The sequence below is a fragment of the uncultured Stenotrophomonas sp. genome, from assembly GCF_963519125.1.
Lineage (GTDB): Bacteria > Pseudomonadota > Gammaproteobacteria > Xanthomonadales > Xanthomonadaceae > Stenotrophomonas.
On record NZ_CAUQLJ010000001.1, the window covers coordinates 169,715 to 188,100 of the forward strand.

General features: G+C 68.4%; 18 protein-coding genes. 9 read left to right on the forward strand and 9 right to left on the reverse strand.

Translation table 11 applies throughout. The annotated features are described in order from the left end of the window. Positions 1-5: 5 nt before the first annotated feature. Entirely contained in the window at positions 6-458 is a 453-nt protein-coding gene (locus tag RYM47_RS00675; protein ID WP_315385383.1) for a hypothetical protein, read from the reverse strand. A 200-nt stretch (positions 459-658) separates the two neighbouring features. Between RYM47_RS00675 and RYM47_RS00680 the strand changes: the two genes are divergently transcribed. The 4 genes from RYM47_RS00680 (at position 659) to RYM47_RS00695 (ending at position 3,202) form a co-directional block, all read left to right on the forward strand. Further along, positions 659-907 carry a hypothetical protein gene (locus RYM47_RS00680; RefSeq protein WP_070209106.1) on the forward strand — a complete coding sequence of 83 codons (249 nt, stop codon included), beginning with the start codon at positions 659-661 and terminating at the stop codon, positions 905-907. Between the two features lie 61 nt (positions 908-968). Beyond that, positions 969-1,886: a bestrophin family ion channel gene (locus RYM47_RS00685; RefSeq protein WP_315385384.1), complete on the forward strand. Its 918-nt coding sequence runs from the start codon at positions 969-971 to the stop codon at positions 1,884-1,886. A 22-nt stretch (positions 1,887-1,908) separates the two neighbouring features. Beyond that, on the forward strand, positions 1,909-2,898 hold the full coding sequence (gene hemB, locus RYM47_RS00690) for a porphobilinogen synthase (protein WP_315385386.1): 990 nt from the start codon (positions 1,909-1,911) through the stop codon (positions 2,896-2,898). Between the two features lie 34 nt (positions 2,899-2,932). After that, positions 2,933-3,202, forward strand: coding sequence for an SHOCT domain-containing protein (locus tag RYM47_RS00695; RefSeq protein ID WP_315385388.1), 270 nt, complete (start codon positions 2,933-2,935; stop codon positions 3,200-3,202). A 177-nt stretch (positions 3,203-3,379) separates the two neighbouring features. On the opposite strand, the gene RYM47_RS00700 is transcribed toward RYM47_RS00695, so the two are convergent. Then, positions 3,380-4,243, reverse strand: a complete 864-nt coding sequence (locus tag RYM47_RS00700) for a TolB-like protein (protein ID WP_315385390.1) — start codon at positions 4,241-4,243, stop codon at positions 3,380-3,382. Between the two features lie 54 nt (positions 4,244-4,297). Between RYM47_RS00700 and aroE the strand changes: the two genes are divergently transcribed. From aroE to dinG, 3 genes are all read left to right on the forward strand, one after another. Further along, positions 4,298-5,140 (forward strand): shikimate dehydrogenase, encoded by an 843-nt coding sequence (aroE, locus tag RYM47_RS00705; protein ID WP_315385392.1) that lies wholly within the window; start codon positions 4,298-4,300, stop codon positions 5,138-5,140. Next, the gene (locus tag RYM47_RS00710) at positions 5,137-5,487 is read left to right on the forward strand and encodes a hypothetical protein (protein ID WP_315385394.1); all 351 of its coding nucleotides are present in this window, start codon (positions 5,137-5,139) and stop codon (positions 5,485-5,487) included. Before aroE ends, RYM47_RS00710 begins: the two co-directional genes overlap by 4 nt. Before the next feature lie 107 nt (positions 5,488-5,594). Continuing rightward, on the forward strand, positions 5,595-7,697 hold the full coding sequence (gene dinG / locus RYM47_RS00715; protein ID WP_315385395.1) for an ATP-dependent DNA helicase DinG: 2,103 nt from the start codon (positions 5,595-5,597) through the stop codon (positions 7,695-7,697). Between the two features lie 49 nt (positions 7,698-7,746). On the opposite strand, the gene ilvD is transcribed toward dinG, so the two are convergent. Further along, complete coding sequence (gene ilvD / locus RYM47_RS00720) at positions 7,747-9,579, reverse strand: dihydroxy-acid dehydratase (RefSeq protein ID WP_315385397.1); 1,833 nt, start codon at positions 9,577-9,579, stop codon at positions 7,747-7,749. 193 nt (positions 9,580-9,772) lie between these two features. Between ilvD and RYM47_RS00725 the strand changes: the two genes are divergently transcribed. Both RYM47_RS00725 and RYM47_RS00730 read left to right on the forward strand, forming a co-directional pair. Further along, on the forward strand, positions 9,773-10,336 hold the full coding sequence (locus RYM47_RS00725) for a DUF1190 domain-containing protein (RefSeq protein WP_315385398.1): 564 nt from the start codon (positions 9,773-9,775) through the stop codon (positions 10,334-10,336). A gap of 4 nt (positions 10,337-10,340) precedes the next feature. Next, on the forward strand, positions 10,341-11,519 hold the full coding sequence (locus RYM47_RS00730) for a glutathionylspermidine synthase family protein (protein ID WP_315385400.1): 1,179 nt from the start codon (positions 10,341-10,343) through the stop codon (positions 11,517-11,519). A gap of 33 nt (positions 11,520-11,552) precedes the next feature. On the opposite strand, the gene RYM47_RS00735 is transcribed toward RYM47_RS00730, so the two are convergent. The 6 genes from RYM47_RS00735 to RYM47_RS00760 are packed head-to-tail and all read right to left on the reverse strand — an operon-like array spanning position 11,553 to position 18,308. Continuing rightward, positions 11,553-12,851 (reverse strand): DUF58 domain-containing protein, encoded by a 1,299-nt coding sequence (locus RYM47_RS00735; RefSeq protein WP_315385402.1) that lies wholly within the window; start codon positions 12,849-12,851, stop codon positions 11,553-11,555. Then, positions 12,848-13,849 carry a MoxR family ATPase gene (locus RYM47_RS00740; protein WP_315385404.1) on the reverse strand — a complete coding sequence of 334 codons (1,002 nt, stop codon included), beginning with the start codon at positions 13,847-13,849 and terminating at the stop codon, positions 12,848-12,850. The genes RYM47_RS00735 and RYM47_RS00740 overlap by 4 nt, the downstream gene beginning before the upstream one ends. Continuing rightward, entirely contained in the window at positions 13,846-15,021 is a 1,176-nt protein-coding gene (locus RYM47_RS00745; RefSeq protein WP_315385405.1) for a DUF4350 domain-containing protein, read from the reverse strand. Before RYM47_RS00745 ends, RYM47_RS00740 begins: the two co-directional genes overlap by 4 nt. Beyond that, entirely contained in the window at positions 15,018-16,640 is a 1,623-nt protein-coding gene (locus RYM47_RS00750) for a DUF4129 domain-containing protein (RefSeq protein ID WP_315385406.1), read from the reverse strand. Before RYM47_RS00750 ends, RYM47_RS00745 begins: the two co-directional genes overlap by 4 nt. Continuing rightward, on the reverse strand, positions 16,630-17,622 hold the full coding sequence (locus RYM47_RS00755; RefSeq protein ID WP_315385407.1) for a stage II sporulation protein M: 993 nt from the start codon (positions 17,620-17,622) through the stop codon (positions 16,630-16,632). The genes RYM47_RS00750 and RYM47_RS00755 overlap by 11 nt, the downstream gene beginning before the upstream one ends. Next, on the reverse strand, positions 17,619-18,308 hold the full coding sequence (locus RYM47_RS00760) for an RDD family protein (protein ID WP_315385408.1): 690 nt from the start codon (positions 18,306-18,308) through the stop codon (positions 17,619-17,621). Before RYM47_RS00760 ends, RYM47_RS00755 begins: the two co-directional genes overlap by 4 nt. Between the last annotated feature and the right edge of the window lie 78 nt (positions 18,309-18,386).

The window sequence follows — 18,386 nt, forward strand, 5'->3', positions numbered from 1 at the left end:
CATCATCACGGTTTGATCGTCTGCGCCGGCAGGCGTTCAACCGGCGCCGGATTCGGAACCCAGATGGCCACACCGGCCGCACGGCGCTGCGTGGTCGGAATGCCGATGCCCACGCCGCCACCGCTGTGCGAGCCGTAACTACCGCCGCCCACCGACAGGCCGCCGCCCGAGCTGCTGGACTCCACGCCCATCAGGATCACCCCGTTGGCGCCCAGCGCCGCGGCTTCCTTCTTCAACCGCGCGATCGCCGCATCGGTCTGGCCCTGGGTTCCGAAGCCCGCCGCGCTGGACGACTCCAGCTGCGCGATCTCAATCGAGCCCGGGGGCGGAGTCGAGTAGATCTGCACCAGCGCCGGATCGGTCGGCGCACGGGCCTGCCCGAGCATGACCTTGGACGAGCTGGCGCAGCCGGTCATGACCAGCAGCACGCCGAGCAGTGGAAGGATTCGAAGGTTCATGGGTACACCCCTTGTTCGGCCGCGTCGGCCTGCGCCTGGATCATCCGGGCTGGCCGCTGAATCGGTGCCAACCCCCTCACGCGAACGTTAACACCCACCGGGTGAGACCGCCGCATCCCGACCTTGCCGCCGCCATCACACGCCGCACGCAGGCCGGTCGCTACGCTGCGCCCAGCATTTTTCAGTAAGGGGAGCGGGACATGGGACTGATCAGTCTGTTGTGGGGCGTGCTGGCACTGTTGTGGATGATCCTGGCGCTGATCCCGCTGCTGGGCTGGGGCAACTGGTTCCTGATCCCGTTCGCCGCCGTCGGCGCCGTCATCGGCGCGCTGGGCATCCTGTTCACCCACCCGACCAAGCGCGGCCGTGCTTGGACCGGTCTGATCCTCAATGCCGTGGTCGTGGTGGTGGGCATCGTCCGTCTCTCCATCGGCGGCGGCGTGATCTGACTGCGACACCCGGTCGCACCGACCGGGGATGTCGCACCCAAGGGCGTAGAATGACCGCCCCATGATCATCCGTCCCCGACCCCACGGCTGGCAGCTGCTGTACATCCTGCGCGGCTCCATCGTGCCTGCCATCGCGCCCAAGGTAGCCGCCATCTTCGTGCTGGCCGTCGCCGTGGCCGCCTTTGCCGAGCTGGCCCACCCGCCGGGCATCGAGCGCGTATCGGTCGCACCGTTCACCCTGCTGGGCCTGGTGCTGTCGATCTTCCTGAGCTTCCGCAACAACGCCTGCTTCGACCGCTGGTGGGAAGGGCGCAAGCTGTGGGGCCAGCTCATCTTCGAATCGCGCAGCCTGGCCCGGCTGTGCACCACGCTGCTGGCCGGACAGCCGCAACGTGCGGCGCGCATCTGCCGGCTGTGCATCGGCTTCGCGCACGCCCTGGCCGCCCGCCTGCGCGGCCAGGACGCGGCGCTGGCCGGTCTGCCCTGGGTGGATGAGGCCGACCGCGAGCGCTACGCGCAGCGCCAGAACATGCCGGACCAGCTGCTGGCGATGATCGGGGCGGAAGCCACGGCCGCCCTGCGCGCGGGTGAGATCGATTCGATCCTGTATGCCCAGTTCGAAACCCGCCTGCATGCGCTGTCCAGCATCCAGGCCGGCTGCGAGCGCATCCTGCTGACCCCGCTGCCGTTCGCCTACACCCTGCTGCTGCACCGCTGCGCGTGGATGTTCTGCGTGCTGCTGCCGTTCGGCCTGGCCAGCTCGCTGGGCTGGGCCACCCCGGTGGTGTCGGCGGTACTCGCCTATGCCTTCTTCGGGCTGGACCAGCTGGGCGAGGAAATGGAGGAGCCGTTCGGTCTGGAGCCCAACGACCTGCCGCTGGACGCCATGGTGCGCACCGTGGAAATCGACCTGCTCGACAGCCTGGGCGTGCGCCCGCTGCCGGAACCCCTGCAACCGCAGCGCTACCTGCTGCAGTAACCGACCCTGTCTGGAGCATCCCATGGCCCACCCCGACTACCGCCCCCGCCGCATGCGCCACGACGAGTTCTCGCGCCGGCTGATGCGCGAAAACACGCTGACCACCGACGACCTGATCTACCCGGTGTTCGTGCATGAGCTGGCCGGGCGTGCACCGGTGGCCTCGATGCCGGGCGTGGAGCGCCTCTCCATCGACGAGCTGCTGAAGGTCGCCGAGGAAGCGCTGGAGCTGGGCATTCCGGTGATCGATCTGTTCCCGGTGATCGACCCGGCCGGCAAGTCGCTGGACGCCGCAGCGGCGTGGGACGAGAACGGCCTGGCGCAGCGGGCGATCCGCGCGCTGAAGTCGCGCTTCCCCGAGCTGGGGGTGATGACCGACGTGGCGCTGGACCCGTACACCACGCATGGCCAGGACGGGATCATCGACGACAAGGGGTACGTGCTCAACGACATCACTGTCGCCGCGCTGGTCAAGCAGTCGCTGTCGCACGCTGAAGCCGGCGTGGACATCATCTCGCCGTCGGACATGATGGACGGCCGCATCGGCGCGATCCGCCGCGCTCTGGACGCCGCCAACCACGTCAACGTGCGCATCATGGCCTACTCGGCCAAGTACGCCTCGGCGTTCTACGGCCCGTTCCGCGACGCGGTGGGCAGCTCGGCCAGCCTGGGCAAGGCCGACAAGAAGACCTACCAGATGGACCCCGCCAACGGCGACGAGGCCATGCGCGAGATCGCGCTGGACCTGGAAGAGGGCGCCGACATGGTGATGGTCAAGCCGGGCATGCCCTATCTGGACCTGGTGCGCCGGGTGAAGCAGCAGTTCGGCGTGCCGACCTTTGCGTACCAGGTCAGTGGCGAGTACGCGATGATGAAGGCCGCCTTCGCCAATGGCTGGCTGGACGAACGCGCCTGCGTGCTGGAGTCGCTGATCGGTTTCAAGCGCGCCGGCGCCGATGGCGTGCTGACCTATTTCGCGCCGCAGGTGGCGCGTTGGCTCCGCGACCGCTGACAATACGCGGCAACAGGAATACAGGACGACGACGATGCAGACGATGGGATGGGTACAGTGGCTGACCTGGGGCACCGGGGTCACGGTGTTCGCGGTGGTGATCGCGTTAGTCATCCGCAGCGCGTTGCGCGCGTCGAAGCGTGCACCTGAGCAGCCCTCGGCGGCTGCTCGCCTGGCGCGTGAAGCCAACCTGTCGCCGGCCGTGCAGGCCGAGCTGGCCGCGCTGAACCAGCGCAAGGACAACGGCGAGATCAGCGAAGCCGATTACGAGCAGCAGCGCGCCGCATTGTTGCGCGCGACCTGAACAACGCTCGCAAGGCCGGTAGGGTCGGTTCCCAAACGACCGCCGACAACATTGATCGGCGCTGGGACGCATGACCTTTAACGGAGATGCCTCTCCGGTGAGGTCATGCCCTACCGCACTGATCCACATCCATGGCGGTCGATCGGGATGCGACCCTACCGACCCCGGCCATCGCAATCAACGGCACGCCACCACGGGCGCCCGCATCCGATAAAGATCCAATCCTCCCGCCTTCGGCGCCCGCGCCTGCCCGGCCAGCACCAGCTCCCCAGGCTTGGACGCATCCACCACCGGCGCCCCGGTCTGCCCCTCGACGGTATTGAACGACAGCCCCAGCGGCACCGCTGCCTGCGCGTAATCGCAGCCCACCAGCCACACCTGCGAGTGCCCATCGGCCACCCGGGTCAGGGCCAGCGCCCCGTCGTTGCCCAGCCATTCCGCGCCCAGCTCATCGGCCGCACTGTTCAGCGGCGCAGGCAACGCCGAGGCCTCCGCGAATCCGTTGCCAGCCACCTCGGCCCGATACAGATCAAATCCGCCCTGCCCACCCTTGCCGGTGCGCGCGAACAAAAACACCCGCCCATCCGGGCGCAGCGCAGGGCGACGCTCGTCCGCACGCGTGTTGATCGACGCGGGCAGCGCCGCCACCGGCCCGAAGCCGCCGTCTGCCAGCACTGCCACCTGGTAGAGGTCGAAACCTCCACGCCCACCGGCCCGGTTCGAGGCGAAAAACAGGGTTTTCCCGTCATGGCTGAAGTACGGGTCAGTGTCATCGCCCGCCGTGTTCGCCGCCAGCGGCACCGGGTCCTGCCAGCGCCCGTCGCGCAGGCGGGCCTGCCACAGGTCCCAGCCCCCCGCGCCCCCGGCCCGGTCGCTGGCCCAGACAATCCGCTGACCATCGGGCGAGATCGTGGCCTGGGCTTCATTGGCCTTGGTCGAGACCACGCCCATGCCCTCGATGCCGAACTCGGAAAGCGCCATCGCGCCCGGTGCGAAGAGTAAACTGAGGCTCAGCGCGAGCAGAGACAAGGGAGTGCGCATAGTCGCTTCCATTGGGGTTTGCGTTTCAATCCAGGCCCGGAGTTTAAGACACCCATGACCGCCCGTTACGCCGTATTCGGCCAGCCCATCGCCCACTCGCTGTCGCCGCACATCCACACCGCGTTCGCCCGCCAGGAAGGCATCGCGCTGGACTACCAGGCTGTTGAAGCCAGTGCCGCCGAGTTCCCGGCCGTGCTGGAAGCGTTCGCCGCCGACGGGGGCGTGGGCGCCAACGTCACCGCGCCGCTCAAGGAGGTGGCCTTCGCGCTGTGCAGGACGTTCACCTCGCGCGCCAAGCTCGCCGGCTCGGTCAACACCCTGCTGCGCAAGGGCGACAGCTGGCACGGCGACACCACTGACGGCGTGGGCCTGGTGCGCGACCTCACCGAACGCCATCTGCTGGACCTGCGTGGCCGCCGCGTGCTGCTGCTGGGCGCCGGTGGCTCTGCCCGCAGCGTAGCACCGGCCCTGCTCGATGCGGGCATCCTGGAGCTGATGGTGGTCAACCGCACCTCGGAGCGCGCCGACGAGCTGGTGGACGCCATTGGCGAACCCGGCCGCGCCAAGACCCGACGCTGGGAGGACCTGCATGAGCTGGGCGACTTCGAGTTGATCGTCAACGCCACGTCGGCCGGCCGCGACCCCAACGCCAACTTCGTCCTGCCGATGTCGCTGGTGAACAGCATGACCACGGCGGTCGACCTCAACTACGGTGAGGCCGCCATTGCGTTCCTGGCCTGGGCCCGCGCCATGAACTGCCGCAACTTCGTGGACGGCCTCGGCATGCTCGTGGAACAGGCTGCCACCAGCTTCCAGCAGTGGCATGAAGTGCGGCCGGAAACCGACCCGGTCTACGCCGAACTGCGCGCCCGCCACGCCCTGGCTGGCGACGAATGAACGTGGACCTGCTGCTCAGCCTGCTCGGCATGGCCGCGGTGCGGCTGCCGCTGCTGATCGCGCTGGGGGTGTCGCTGGTGTGGGTGCTGGACACCCCGCGCGGCGCCATCCGCAGCGTGGCGCTGTGGTCGCTGGCGCTGCTGGCGGCCGGCACCCTGGCCGGGCTGGTGCTGAACATCGTGCCCACGTACCTGGTCCAGCAGGGCAGCTACGGCAACGTGCAGATGCTGTCGTGGTGGCTGCGCGGCGGCCACTTCGCGCTCAGCCTGGTCAACGCGCTGGGCATGGTGCTGCTGGTCTGGGCGATGACCCGCGCGCTGCGCAATCGCAGCACGCCAGCTGCCTGATCGGGCGATCCCGGTCACGGATCTGAACCGGCGCGGAAAACTCTGCGCCGGTCCCGGCCTCCGGGCATGAGAAAATACCCGCCTGATCCAGGCAGGACCCTCCCGGCGTGACCGAAAAAGTTGAAGCCCCGCGCGCGCTGAACGACGAGCTCAAGACCGTCATCCGCGATGCCTACGCCAAGCTGCAGGCCAATACCCCCGGCTTCAGCACGCGGCGTTCGCAGAGCCAGATGATCGGGGTGGTCTCGCGTGCGCTGTCGCAGAGCGGCGGGGTCGGCGTGGTTGAAGCGCCCACCGGCGTCGGCAAGAGCCTGGGCTACCTCACCGCCGGCGTACCGATTGCGCTGGCCACGAAGAAGAAGCTGGTGATCAGCACCGGTACCGTGGCGCTGCAGTCGCAGCTGGTCGAGCGCGACATTCCCAACTTCCTCAAGGCCACCGGCCTGGACGCCACCGTGGCGCTGGCCAAGGGCCGCACCCGCTACCTGTGCACCCGCAACGCCGCCGAGGCGCATGGCGACGGCGCCCAGGAAGGGATGTTCGAGGACGAGCAGCCGCTGTTCGACCGCCCGCTGGCGCCGATCGAAATGGACCTGGCGCAGAAGCTGAGCAAGGACTTCGTGGAAGGGCGCTGGAACGGCGACCTGGACAACGCCCCGGACACCATCAGCCCCTCGCTGCGTTCGCGCATCACCACGCCGGCCTCGGGCTGTGCGGGGCGCAAGTGCGCGTACTCGGCGCAGTGCGCCGTGCTGCGCGCGCGCAACACGGTGCGCGATGCGCAGATCGTGGTCACCAACCACGCCCTGCTGCTGTCGGCGCTGTCCATTGGCGAGAGCGACAACGGCCAGCCGCTGATCGCGCCGCCGTCGGACATGCTGCTGGTCCTGGACGAAGGCCACCACATCGGCAATGTCGCCATCGACCAGGGCGCGGCCAGCCTGGCCCTCGATGAAATGGCCAAGCGCACCGGCCGCCTGCAGATCCTGATCGCGGCCGCGTACCGCGCGGTGGACAAGGACAAGCTGGGCAACCTGCTGCCGAACGAGGCCATCGACGTGGCGGCGCGGGTCAGCAAGCAGCTGCGCGCATTCCGCGACGTGATCGACCGCAGCTGGCAGCCTGACCCGACCGCGCAGGAACCGATGTGGCGTGCGCCGAACGGGCGCCTGCCGGACATCTGGATGGCCGACATCGAAGCGCTGGCCGACGACACCCGTGCGCTGTTCAACTGGGCCCACGCCGCGCATTCGCAGGTGGCCAAGGGCAAGCCCGAGGACGCCGCGCGCGAGCGCCTGCAGCGCACGCTGGGCATGGCGCTGGAGATGATCGAGCAGCAGCACAACCTCTGGACGGCCTGGCGCCGCGAGGACAAGGATGGCCAGCCGCCCACCGCGCGCTGGGTCACCCTGTCGCGCGACGGTGACCTGATCCTGCACGGCTCGCCCGTGTCGGCCGCGAACGTGCTGCGCAAGCTGCTGTGGGACGAAGTGGACTCGGTGGTGATGACCTCGGCCACGTTGACCGGCGGCGGCGACTTCCAGGCATTGGCGATCGACAATGGCATTCCGCCCGAAGCTGAAATGGTCTCGCTGGCCTCGCCGTTCGACCTGCCCAACCAGGCCGAGCTGATCGTGCCGAACTTCCCGGTGACCCCGGACGACCGCGACCGTCATCCCAAGGAAGTGGCCAAGTACCTGGTCAAGGAACTGGACTGGAGCAAGGGCAGCATCGTGCTGTTCACCTCGCGCTGGAAGATGGAAAAGGTGGCCGAGCTGATGCCGGCTGCACAGCGCAGGCAGGTGCTGGTGCAGGGTGAGACGGCCAAGCAGAAGATGATCGACGAGCACCTGCGGCGCACGGCGGCGGGGGAGGGCTCGGTGCTGTTCGGCTTGAACTCGTTCGGCGAAGGCCTGGACCTCCCGGGCGAGGCCTGCACCACGGTGGTGATCACCCAGGTACCGTTCGCGGTGCCGACCGACCCGCAGACCTCCACGCTGAGCGAGTGGTTCGAGAGCCGTGGGTTGAATGCATTCAACCTGATTGCGGTGCCGCATGCGCTGCGTACGCTGACGCAGTTCGCAGGGCGGTTGATCCGGACCTCCACCGATACCGGGCGGGTGATCATCCTGGATTCGCGGTTGATCAGCCGGCGCTATGGCAAGCGCATCATCGATGCGCTGCCGCCGTTCAAGCGGGTGATCGGGTAACGGTTGTGGCATGCATCGCGTGGGACACGCACGGCGTGTCCGCGCGGTCTCACACCTTGCTCAAATCCCGAACCGCGCCCTTATCCGCGCTGGTCGCCAACAACGCATACGCCTTCAATGCCCCGGTGACCTTGCGCGGCCGCGCCTCACGCGGCTGCCAACCAAGCGCATCCTGCTCCGCACGGCGTGCCGCCAGCACGCTGTCATCCAGCAACACATCGATCCGCCGCGCCGGAATGTCGATCCGGATCCGGTCGCCATCGCGCACCAGGCCAATGGTTCCACCCGCCGCCGCTTCCGGCGACGCGTGTCCGATCGACAACCCAGACGTGCCCCCGGAAAAACGCCCATCGGTCAGCAGCGCACACTGCTTGCCCAGGCCCTTGGACTTCAGGTAACTGGTCGGGTACAGCATCTCCTGCATGCCGGGACCCCCGCGCGGACCTTCGTAGCGGATCACCACCACGTCGCCCGCCTTCACCTGGTCGGCCAGGATCCCCTGTACGGCCGCATCCTGGCTTTCAAACACGCGCGCGTTGCCCTCGAATACATGGATGGATTCATCCACGCCGGCGGTCTTCACCACGCAGCCGTCTTCGGCCAGGTTGCCGCGCAATACCGCAAGCCCGCCTTCCGCCGAATACGCGTTGGCCACATCGCGAATGCAGCCCTCGGCACGGTCGACGTCCAGCGACGGCCAGCGCGTGGCCTGGCTGAAGGCGACCTGGGTGGGAATTCCCGCCGGGCCGGCCTTGAAGAATTCATGCACGCCGGCGTCGTCGGTCACCGCCACGTCCCAGCGCGCAATCGCGTCGGCCAGGGTGCGGCTGTGCACGGTCGGCACCCCGGTGTGCAGCAACCCGCCGCGCGCCAGCGAGCCCAGGATCGCGAACACGCCACCGGCGCGGTGCACGTCTTCCATGTGGTACTTCGGCGTGTTCGGCGCCACCTTGCACAGCTGCGGTACGCGTCGCGACAGCGCGTCGATGGCATGCAGGTCGAAGTCCACCTCCGCTTCCTGTGCGGCCGCCAGCAGGTGCAGGATGGTGTTGGTGGATCCGCCCATGGCGATGTCCAGCGTCATCGCATTCTCGAATGCATCGCGCGTGGCAATACCACGCGGCAACGCGCTCGCATCCTCGGCGCCATACCAGCGATGGCACAGCTCCACCACCAGCCGCCCGGCGCGGCGGAACAGCTGCTCGCGGTCGGCGTGCGTGGCCAGGGTCGAGCCGTTGCCCGGCAGCGAAAGCCCCAGTGCTTCGGTCAGGCAGTTCATCGAGTTGGCGGTGAACATGCCCGAGCACGACCCGCAGGTGGGGCAGGCGCTGCGCTCGTACTCGGCCACCTTCTCATCAGAGGCGCTGGCGTCGGCGGCGATCACCATCGCGTCCACCAGGTCCAGTTTGTGCTCGGCCAGGCGGGTCTTGCCCGCTTCCATCGGTCCGCCGGACACGAACACCACCGGAATGTTCAGCCGCAGCGCGGCCATCAGCATGCCCGGGGTGATCTTGTCGCAGTTGGAAATGCACACCAGCGCGTCGGCGCAGTGCGCGTTGACCATGTACTCCACCGAGTCGGCGATGATCTCGCGGCTGGGTAGCGAATACAGCATGCCGTCGTGGCCCATCGCGATGCCGTCGTCCACCGCGATGGTGTTGAACTCCTTGGCGACCCCGCCGACCTGTTCGATCTCGCGCGCCACCAGTTGGCCCAGGTCCTTGAGGTGAACGTGGCCGGGCACGAACTGGGTGAATGAATTGGCGATGGCGATGATCGGCTTGTGGAAGTCCGCATCGGTCATGCCGGTGGCGCGCCACAGGGCGCGGGCGCCGGCCATGTTGCGGCCGGCGGTGGAGGTACGGGAGCGGTATTCAGGCATGGGGGCTGGCAGGATCTGGCGGGCCGTGGGGGCGCGTTGCCACTCGATTCTGCCGAAAAAATCCGGTTGCGTTTGCAACCGACCCGGCGGCCCATCCTGAAACGTCGTTCATCTTTTCGACTTTGCCGGTTTTGGTTGTTGTCCCCGATCAGGCATGATTGAGGGGATAACCGAAAAAAGGGGGCACGCCGCCATGAAACGTTCCAGGACTACCGCACTGCTGCTGATGAGCGCCGCACCGCTGCTGTTCACCGCCTGCTCCAAGCAGGAAGGCGTGCAGACGCAGGAGGGGCTGTACACCTCGGTGGAGGCCTGTACCGAAGCCACCGGCGACCCTTCAAGCTGCCGTACCGCCTTTGCCGAAGCGCAGAAGCAGTCGGCCGACGCGGCGCCCAAGTACGCCTCGCGTGCCGAATGCGAAGCCGACTATGCGGCCGAGCAGTGCAAGCAGCAGACCACGTCCACCGGCCATTCGTTCATCGGGCCGATGATGATGGGCTTCTTCATGTCGCAGATGCTCAGCAACCGTGGCGCCGGCATGGCGCAGGCCCCGGCGGCCGCGCCGGCCTACCAGGACAAGGCCAAGGGCTGGGCGCGTCCGGCCCCGGGCGGCAGTGGCGGCCTGAACACGGCCAGCGGCATCGGCGCCGGCAAGGCCGGCCTGGCCCCGGTCAACGCCACCCCGAACCGTGCCGTGACCGCCAGCCGTGGTGGCTTCGGCAACACCAGCAGCAGTCGCAGCAGCTACGGCGGTTGATCCAATGAAGCGTGTGCGTATCGACGAGCGCAGCCAGTGGCGCGCTCGTGCGGCCGAGTCCGGTTTCCGTTTCCACACCATCGACGGACTGCCGTACTGGGATGAAACCGCGTACTACGCGTTCACCCTGCGCCAGATCGAAAACGACATTGAAGACCCCAGCGCCCAGCTGCATGCCATGGCGATGGACCTGGTCGACGAAGTGGTGCGCAGCGAACAGCTGATGGACCAGCTGGCCATTCCGCCGGCGTTCCGCGACTGGATTGCCGACAGCTGGCGCCGCCGCGAACCGCACCTGTATGGCCGGCTGGACTTCGCCTATGACGGCACCGGCCCGGCCAAGCTCTATGAGCTCAATTACGACACGCCGACCTCGCTGTTCGAGGCTTCGTTTTTCCAGTGGCAATGGCTGGAAGACCAGCGCAACCAGAACCGCCTGCCGCCGCAGGCCGATCAGTTCAATGCGATCCATGAAGCGTTGGTGGAGCGGTTCGCCGAGCTGAGCGCGCAGTTGCCGCCACCCTTGTACTTCAGCGCGGTGGGCAGTTCGGAAGAAGACCAGGGCACCGTGGCCTACCTGCGCGACTGCGCGGCCCAGGCCGGGCTGCGGGGTGAGGCGATCGCCATCGAAGACATCGGCCTGTCCGAAGACGGCCGCTTCACCGCGCTGGACGACACCGTCATCGGCAGCCTGTTCAAGCTGTATCCGCTGGAAGACCTGATGACCGAGTCGTTCGGCCAGGCGCTGCCCACCTCCGGCGTGCAGCTGCTGGAACCGGCGTGGAAGGCGATCCTCAGCAACAAGGGCGTGCTGCCACTGCTGTGGCAGCGCCACCGGGGCCATCCCAACCTGCTCGCGGCCGAGTTCGACGACGGCAGCGCGCTGCCCGCGGGTTGGGTGCGCAAGCCGCTGTTCTCGCGCGAAGGCGCCAACGTGGCCATGCACCTGGCCGACGGCAGCTGGCAGGAAAGCGAAGGCCCGTACACCGGCCCGGCGATCCGCCAGGCTGCGCACCCGCTCACCGCGTTCGATGGCGGCTATCCGCTGATCGGCAGCTGGGTCGTAGGCGACCACGCCTGCGGCATGGGCATCCGCGAAGACAACAGCCGGATCACCCGTGACAGCGCGCGGTTCGTGCCGCACGCAATCATCGACGAAGCCCCGACGCGCATATACGTGTGAGGTAGAGCCGGGCCCTGCCCGGCTTCCGCACGATCACAGCAACCCGTCGCGCTTCACCGCCAGGTAGCGCTCCACCAGCGCCCCCGGCAACGCGTCTGCCGTGACATCCAGCACCATCACCCGATGGCTGCGCAGCGCTTCATGCGCATCGTTGCGCTGCTGCAGGTAGCGCGCGATCGCGCCGGCCTGGGTCGCGTCCTGCAGCGTTTCCACTTCCTGCTCCAGCGCCACGTCCAGCTCTCGCTCGCGCAGGCTGGCCACGCACACCAGATGCTGGCGCTGCAGCAGGCGCACTGCCACCAGCAGGTCTTCAATGTCTTCATCGCGCACGTTGGTGACCAGCATCACCAGCGAACGCCGCCGCTGGCGCAGGCTCAGCTCAGTGGCGGCGGCCAGGTAGTCGGTCGCCACCGGCTGCGCCTGCAAGTCGTAGCTGCCGCGCAGCAGCGCATCGATCGCACCCATCCCGCGCTGCGGCGCTACCCAGCGACTCTCGCCACCGGTGGCAAACAGGCCCACGCCGTCGCCCTGGCGAAGCGCGAGGTAGGACACCACCAGCGATGCGTTGAGCACGTGGTCGAAGTGCGACAGGCCGCCCTCGCTGGCCATCATCCGTCGCCCGGTGTCGATCATCAGCACCAGCTGCTGGTTCTTCTCGTCCTGGTACTCGCGTGAGATCAGCTTGCGCGCGCGTGAGGTAGCCTTCCAGTCGATCTGGCGCAGGCTGTCGCCGATGCGGTACTCACGCATCTGGTGGAAATCGGTGCCCTCACCACGACGCCGCTTGAGGTGCGCGCCGACCAGCCGTGAGGCCTGTTCGGCACTGAACAGCGCAAAGCGGGTCAGCGGCGCGAAGTTGGGGTACACGCGCACCGTCAGGGCCGGTGGCAGCACGCGTCGCTGGCGCCACAGCCGCCACGGCGCATGCACGCGCAGGTGCACGCCTTCAAACGCGAAGCGTCCACGCGCGGTCGGGGTCAGCGAGTACTCGACACTGCTGGCCACCAGGGGCTTGAGCGTCAGTGCGCGCGGCAGGCCCTGCAGCGCCCACGCACCCGGCACCAGGTCGAACACGTCAACACGCTGTCGGCGGCTGGACTCAAAACGCAGCGTGGTGCGCCGCTCCACGTTCAATGCCAGCGCCTCGGGCAGCTCGCGCTGCACGGTGGGCGAGGGCTGCGCACGCAGGCGCAGCAGGTCGATCAGTGCCAACACCGCAATGGCAGCGGCGGCGGCCTGCCACGCCCACATGGGCAGCAATCCGAACGCCACCGGCAGGCCGAGCAGCCCCCAGCCCACCAGCAACGCCAGCAGCAGCGGGCCTGGCCTCATTTGCGCGGCGCTTCCACCTTGGCCAGCAACGCGGTCAGCGCATCGTCGGCCGACTGGCCCTCGATCTGCAGTTCCGGGGCCAGCGCGATGCGATGGCGGAGCGCCGGCCGGGCCACGTCGCGCACGTCATCGGGGGTGACGAAATCGCGCCCGGCCAGTACCGCCTGCGCGCGCGCCGCACGCACCAGCGCGATGCTGCCGCGCGGACCGGCGCCCAGCGCGATGCCGGGGAAATGGCGGGTGGCAGCGACGATGCGTACCGCGTAGTCCACCACCTCCGGGTCCACCGTGATCGCAGCGGTGGCCTGCTGCAACGCGATCACGTCGGCAGCGTTGAGCACCCGCGGCACCTGCGACAGGTCGAAGTCGGACGCGCTGCGCCCGGTGGTGATCGCGTCCACCATGCGCTTCTCATCTTCCAGCGCCGGGTAGTCGATGATCACCTTGAGCAGGAAGCGGTCCAGCTGCGCTTCGGGCAGCGGGTAGGTGCCTTCCTGTTCCACGGGATTCTGCGTGGCCAGTGCCAGGAACGGCGGGCTCAACACGAAGGCCTTGCCTTCGATGGTGACCTGGCCTTCCTGCATCACTTCCAGCAGCGCGGACTGGGTCTTGGCTGGCGCGCGGTTGATTTCGTCGGCCAGCAGCAGGTTGGTGAACACCGGACCGCGGCGGATCTTGAAGCTTTCCGACTTCGGGTCGTACACCGCATGCCCGCTGACGTCGCTGGGCATCAGGTCGGGGGTGAACTGCACGCGGCCGTAGTCCAGCTCCAGGGCCTGGGCCAACGCACGCACCAGCAGGGTCTTGCCCAACCCGGGTACGCCTTCGATCAGCACGTGGCCACCGGCCAGCAGCGCGATCAGGATCTGGTCGAGTACCTCGGCCTGGCCGATGAAGGCGCGGCCGACGGCTTCCCGCACGGCATCGACACGCTCGACCAGGCTCTGGCCGGTCAGCGCGGGAGGGGACAGCGGCGGCGGAACGGTCGGCTCGGTCATAGCAGGTTTCTCATCTGGATCAGCAGGCGGATGCGGTCACGCAGGGCGGCGACATCCTTCGATGCCGGTACCTGCAGGGCGGTCTGTACACGGGTGTGTGGCCACTGCAGCAGGGTGGCGATGGCGTGCACCTGGGCTTCGCCGCTAAGCGCCGCAGCGGTCGGCGCACGGCGGCGCAGCCGCGCCAGGAACGCACGGCGCACGGCGTCGTACAGCAGCGGCGCCTTGCCATAGCGCAGCAGGTGTTCGCCGCTGCCACGCACGTGCTCGAGCAGCGAGCGGCGTTCGGTGGCCGGCGCCGGCAGTTCGCTGCCCAGCCGCTGCGCGCGTTGCCACAGCCAGCCCAGCAGCGCCAGCAGCAGCGGCACCCAGACCGGCCAGCCCTGGTAGAAGATGCGCGACCACAGCGTCGGCGGGCGCGAACCGTAGATCAGCCACACGGTGCCCTTGCCGTAGTTGGGCTCGAGCAGATAGCGGGTCAGGTCGCGGTGCGCGGTGTCGTGCAGGCCGTCGGCCAGGCTGGCCTTGGGATCCTCCGCATTGAACATGCGCGGGGTGCCCTTCAGGAACTCCATGTCCGACAGCACATCAATGGTTCCGGCGCCCTTGCGCAACCGTACGAACACCAGGCCGTCGTCGTCGCCCCATTCGCGCTCCACGCGGAGGCCTTCCGGTGGGTCGATGCCGAAACGCAGCCCTGCGCAGAACTCGGAGTGCCCCGGGTCGTCGGCCACGTGGAACGGCTTGCACACGCCCTCGTAGTACTCGGTGTCCACGCCGAGTGCATCCAGCAACGGCCCCTGCGCGGTATCGTCATCCTTGTAGGGCGATGAAGTACGCAGCAGCAGGTGGCCACCGCGTTCGACCCACGCCAGCAGCGCCTGCGCGGTGGGTGCAGGCACGTCGACACTGTCCTGCAACAGCAGCACCGTGTCGCCCGGCGCAAGTTGCATGCGCGGCAGATCGATGCGCGGGCTGCCGTGCGTGCCGAGGCCGTCGGCGCGCAGCGCCTGGCCCAGTACGTACAGCGGGTTGTAGCTGGCCTCGCCCTGCGGCGGCAGGTGTTCGGTGTGGGTCACTTTTTCGTGCGTGCGCAGGAACACGATCGCCAACGGCACGCCGAGCGCCAGCAGCACGCCCAGGACCAGCAGCCAGCGCAGGCGGGCACTCATGCGCGCCACCGGAACTGCGCCTGCAGCGTGCTGGCCAGGCTCTCGAAATCATCGGGTTCCGGCAGGCGACCGGCATAGGCCGCGTACTGCCACACCCGCACCACGCGGGCGAACAGGACGCGATCGGCCTCGTCGGGCATGCGTCGCGACGCACGCAGGCACTGCGACTCCGTCGCACCCGGCGGCAGCACCACCCCGGCGCGTTCGCTCATCGACTCCACGCTGGCACGGTACAGCAGGGCCAGCGCCTGGCGGGGGCGGCCCTGCTGCCACAGGTCGCGTGCCCGCGCCGCCGGATCCGGCGGAATCACCTCGGGCAGTTCCACTGCTTCTTCCACGACTGCGCCTTCCGTTCGGCGTCGGCGTGCACCGGTGCCGCGCAGCCATCGGACCCACCAGGGCGAGGTGACCAGCAGGAACAGCACCAGCGCGCCGACCAGGCCCCACAGGAGCCATTCGGCGATCTGCGCCGGCAGGCGCGGGCCTTTGGCGTACGGGTTGGCGTCCTTGTTCCTGTCCTTGTCCCGCTTCTCTTTCTCCTTCTCCGCATCGCTCTGCGTGCGCTCCCAGCGGCTGACCTCGCGCGTGGGCGTCACCAGCGGATCTTCATAGGCGCGCTGCACGGCCTGGCGGAAGCCCGCGGTATCCGGTGTGCCGCCGAAGATGACTGCAGGGGTATTGGAAGGGTCGTCAGCCGGTACGCCTTCGGGGATGCCTTCATCGTCCGCGTCCGCGTCCGGATCCGCATCTTCGTGGAAACCATCCGGCGTCCCGCAGCTGGGTGCAGGGTCGGACGACTGCGCATGCAGCGCGCCCATCGGCCAGCACAGCACCAGGGCCAGCACCAGCAGTGGTGCTGCCTGCTGCAGGCGTTCGCGCAGGCGCCGGAACGCGATCTCCACGTCCCAGGCTTCCATTTCGGTGCGGCGGTTGAGGTACAGCGCAAAGCCGGCCCCGGCGTAGAACGGGCCGATCAAGGTGGCCGCCAGCCAGAACAGGAAATTCACCCCCAGCTTCGCCCAGGCCGGCATGTCCTGGCGCACCATGTCCCACGCCGCGCGCCAGGAGTCGGAGAGCAGCTCCAGCGGCACGAACAGGAAGATCGCCGCGATGCAGCCGCTGACGATCACCAGCTCGAACACCATGCACATGAACGTGAGCAGCACCGCGTGTCCAAACGTGCCGCCCAGCACCGCGCGGCGGCGCACGCTGCGCTGGCTTGCATCGCTGCCTTCCAGCAGGTTCACCGGCAGCAGCAGCGAGCGGAACGGACTGAAACGGCGCCAGCCCAGGTAGCCCCAGAAGCCGCGCCAGCCCCAGTGGCGCTGCGCACGCAGGGTCTGCAGCGGGCGTGGCTCCTCACCGAACACTCCGCGCGACATCACATACAGCGCGATCCGGTCGGAGACCGGCTTGAGCCACCACATCAGCAGCCAGGCCCAACCGAACGCATCGGCCCACCAGGCCGCGGCGTTGATCAGCGCAAACAGCGGCAGCGACACGCACACCAGCGGCAGCCAGATCGCGCGCGCATGGCGGCGCACCAGCGCCGTGCCCAGTTCCATCGCTTCCCATTCCGTGCGCGCGCGCAGGGTGACGTTGAGCTGGTCAATCCGCATCGCCGGCTCCGCGTCCACCGCGCCACAGCCACACCAGCACCAGTGTCCACAACACGGCGGCCACACTGTACTTGCCCCAGGCGGGGACTTCGGCAATGGACGACCAGAACGCTTCGATGAAGGCCGCCACCAGCAGCATTGCCGCCACGCCCAGGCACAGGCGTGCGCCGATCCGGCCGCCGTCGACCAGCGCGTCGATGCGTCGTCGCCGGCCAGGCGCCAGCAGCTTCATGCCCAGCTGCAGTCCGGCACCGCCGGCGATCACGATCGCGGTCAGTTCGAACGCACCGTGGCCGACCACGAAGCGCCAGAACGGGTCGCCGTGGCCGATGTGCTGCAGGTGCCCGGCCGCCGCACCGATGGTGAGCCCGTTGAACAGCAGCACCAGTACCGTGCCCAGTCCGGCCAGCAGGCCGCTGGCGAAGGTGCGCAGGCCGATGCTGATGTTGTTCATGATGTAGTAGCCGAACATCATCCAGTCGGTGCCGCTGTCGCGGCCCAGGTGTGGTGATGAAGGGTCGTACATGCGTTCCATGGAGGCGATCTGGGCGTTGTCCATCAACAGGTGGACCAGTTCCGGGTGCCACTGCAGCAGTGCGAAGCTGCCCACCAGTGGCACCACGAACAACGCGGTGGCCACCCACATGCTGCGCGCCTGGCTGCGCACCAGCTGCGGGAAATCGGCCAGCAGGAATTCCAGCGCACGCCGCCAGCGCGGTCGCGGGGTGCGGTAGAGCACGCCGTGGCCCTGTTGCATCAACAGTTGCAGGCGTGCCACCAGCTGCGGGCTGTAGCCGCGCCGGCGCGCAAGCGCCAGCTGCTGGCACAGGCGGCGGTAGCGCTGCGGAAAGTCTTCGTCGTTGAGCGTGGTCGGGTCCAGCGTGTTGCGCGCGTGTCGCGCACGGTCGCCACGCAGCGCGAACCAGCGCTCCAATGCCTGCCATTCGGCCTGGTACCGGGCGACGAACTGTTCCTGCCTCATCGGCGCCCCAGCAGCCAGTTGGCCATGGCATACAGGCGCAGCACCCCGACCTGGCCCTGGCCACCGCTGATCGGTGCGGCCACCGCGGCCAGCTCCTGCTGGCGCGGCCCGGACAGGCGCGGCGCGCGTTCGGCAAAGGCGATGATGGCGGCCTGTTCGGCCGGCTGCAGCGGCTGCGGCGGGGCCAGCACGGTGTCGATGGCTACGCTGCCGGAGAGCGGGCGCGCGCTGTCGTGCACCACCACGGTGCCGGCTACCAGGTCGCCGAGGCGGCGTCCGTTGCGGTCGAACAGGCTCGACAGCAGGCCCAGCGCATAGGCGAACGGCAGCATGTCCACGGTGCGCAGCAGGTTGCGGGTGATGGCCGCCATCCAGCCGATCGGCGCGCCGTCCTGGGCCACCACGCGCAGCCCCAGCACGCGTTTGCCTACGGTGCGGCCCCAGAGGGCTTCCTGCACGATGGTGTAGGCCCACATCAGCAGGAACATCAGGCCCAGGTACAGGCCCTGGCCAAATTCGCCCAGCACGGTGAGCGGAATGCTGAGCAGCATCAGGGCTGCCACACGGATGACGAAGTCGACCGCCCAGGCCAGCGCGCGCGGCACCGGGCCGGCGGCGGGCAGGTGCAGGGGCACGCCTTCGGGCGTGATCACTTCACGGTAGGTATCCAGCATGGGCGCGCTCATGCGCACACGTCACTCCGGACGGCTGCCAACGGCATGCGGTTCTCGACGGCTTCCTGGGTCGGGTGTCGACTGTACCGC

What these genes read in the sequence shown, in the direction of transcription:
- RYM47_RS00675 (WP_315385383.1), bottom strand. Translation starts at nt 458, where the DNA reads ATGAACCTTCGAATCCTTCCACTGCTCGGCGTGCTGCTGGTCATGACC.
- RYM47_RS00680 (WP_070209106.1), top strand. Translation starts at nt 659, where the DNA reads ATGGGACTGATCAGTCTGTTGTGGGGCGTGCTGGCACTGTTGTGGATG.
- RYM47_RS00685 (WP_315385384.1), top strand. Translation starts at nt 969, where the DNA reads ATGATCATCCGTCCCCGACCCCACGGCTGGCAGCTGCTGTACATCCTG.
- hemB (WP_315385386.1), top strand. Translation starts at nt 1,909, where the DNA reads ATGGCCCACCCCGACTACCGCCCCCGCCGCATGCGCCACGACGAGTTC.
- RYM47_RS00695 (WP_315385388.1), top strand. Translation starts at nt 2,933, where the DNA reads ATGCAGACGATGGGATGGGTACAGTGGCTGACCTGGGGCACCGGGGTC.
- RYM47_RS00700 (WP_315385390.1), bottom strand. Translation starts at nt 4,243, where the DNA reads ATGCGCACTCCCTTGTCTCTGCTCGCGCTGAGCCTCAGTTTACTCTTC.
- aroE (WP_315385392.1), top strand. Translation starts at nt 4,298, where the DNA reads ATGACCGCCCGTTACGCCGTATTCGGCCAGCCCATCGCCCACTCGCTG.
- RYM47_RS00710 (WP_315385394.1), top strand. Translation starts at nt 5,137, where the DNA reads ATGAACGTGGACCTGCTGCTCAGCCTGCTCGGCATGGCCGCGGTGCGG.
- ilvD (WP_315385397.1), bottom strand. Translation starts at nt 9,579, where the DNA reads ATGCCTGAATACCGCTCCCGTACCTCCACCGCCGGCCGCAACATGGCC.
- RYM47_RS00725 (WP_315385398.1), top strand. Translation starts at nt 9,773, where the DNA reads ATGAAACGTTCCAGGACTACCGCACTGCTGCTGATGAGCGCCGCACCG.
- RYM47_RS00730 (WP_315385400.1), top strand. Translation starts at nt 10,341, where the DNA reads ATGAAGCGTGTGCGTATCGACGAGCGCAGCCAGTGGCGCGCTCGTGCG.
- RYM47_RS00735 (WP_315385402.1), bottom strand. Translation starts at nt 12,851, where the DNA reads ATGAGGCCAGGCCCGCTGCTGCTGGCGTTGCTGGTGGGCTGGGGGCTG.
- RYM47_RS00740 (WP_315385404.1), bottom strand. Translation starts at nt 13,849, where the DNA reads ATGACCGAGCCGACCGTTCCGCCGCCGCTGTCCCCTCCCGCGCTGACC.
- RYM47_RS00745 (WP_315385405.1), bottom strand. Translation starts at nt 15,021, where the DNA reads ATGAGTGCCCGCCTGCGCTGGCTGCTGGTCCTGGGCGTGCTGCTGGCG.
- RYM47_RS00750 (WP_315385406.1), bottom strand. Translation starts at nt 16,640, where the DNA reads ATGCGGATTGACCAGCTCAACGTCACCCTGCGCGCGCGCACGGAATGG.
- RYM47_RS00755 (WP_315385407.1), bottom strand. Translation starts at nt 17,622, where the DNA reads ATGAGGCAGGAACAGTTCGTCGCCCGGTACCAGGCCGAATGGCAGGCA.
- RYM47_RS00760 (WP_315385408.1), bottom strand. Translation starts at nt 18,308, where the DNA reads ATGAGCGCGCCCATGCTGGATACCTACCGTGAAGTGATCACGCCCGAA.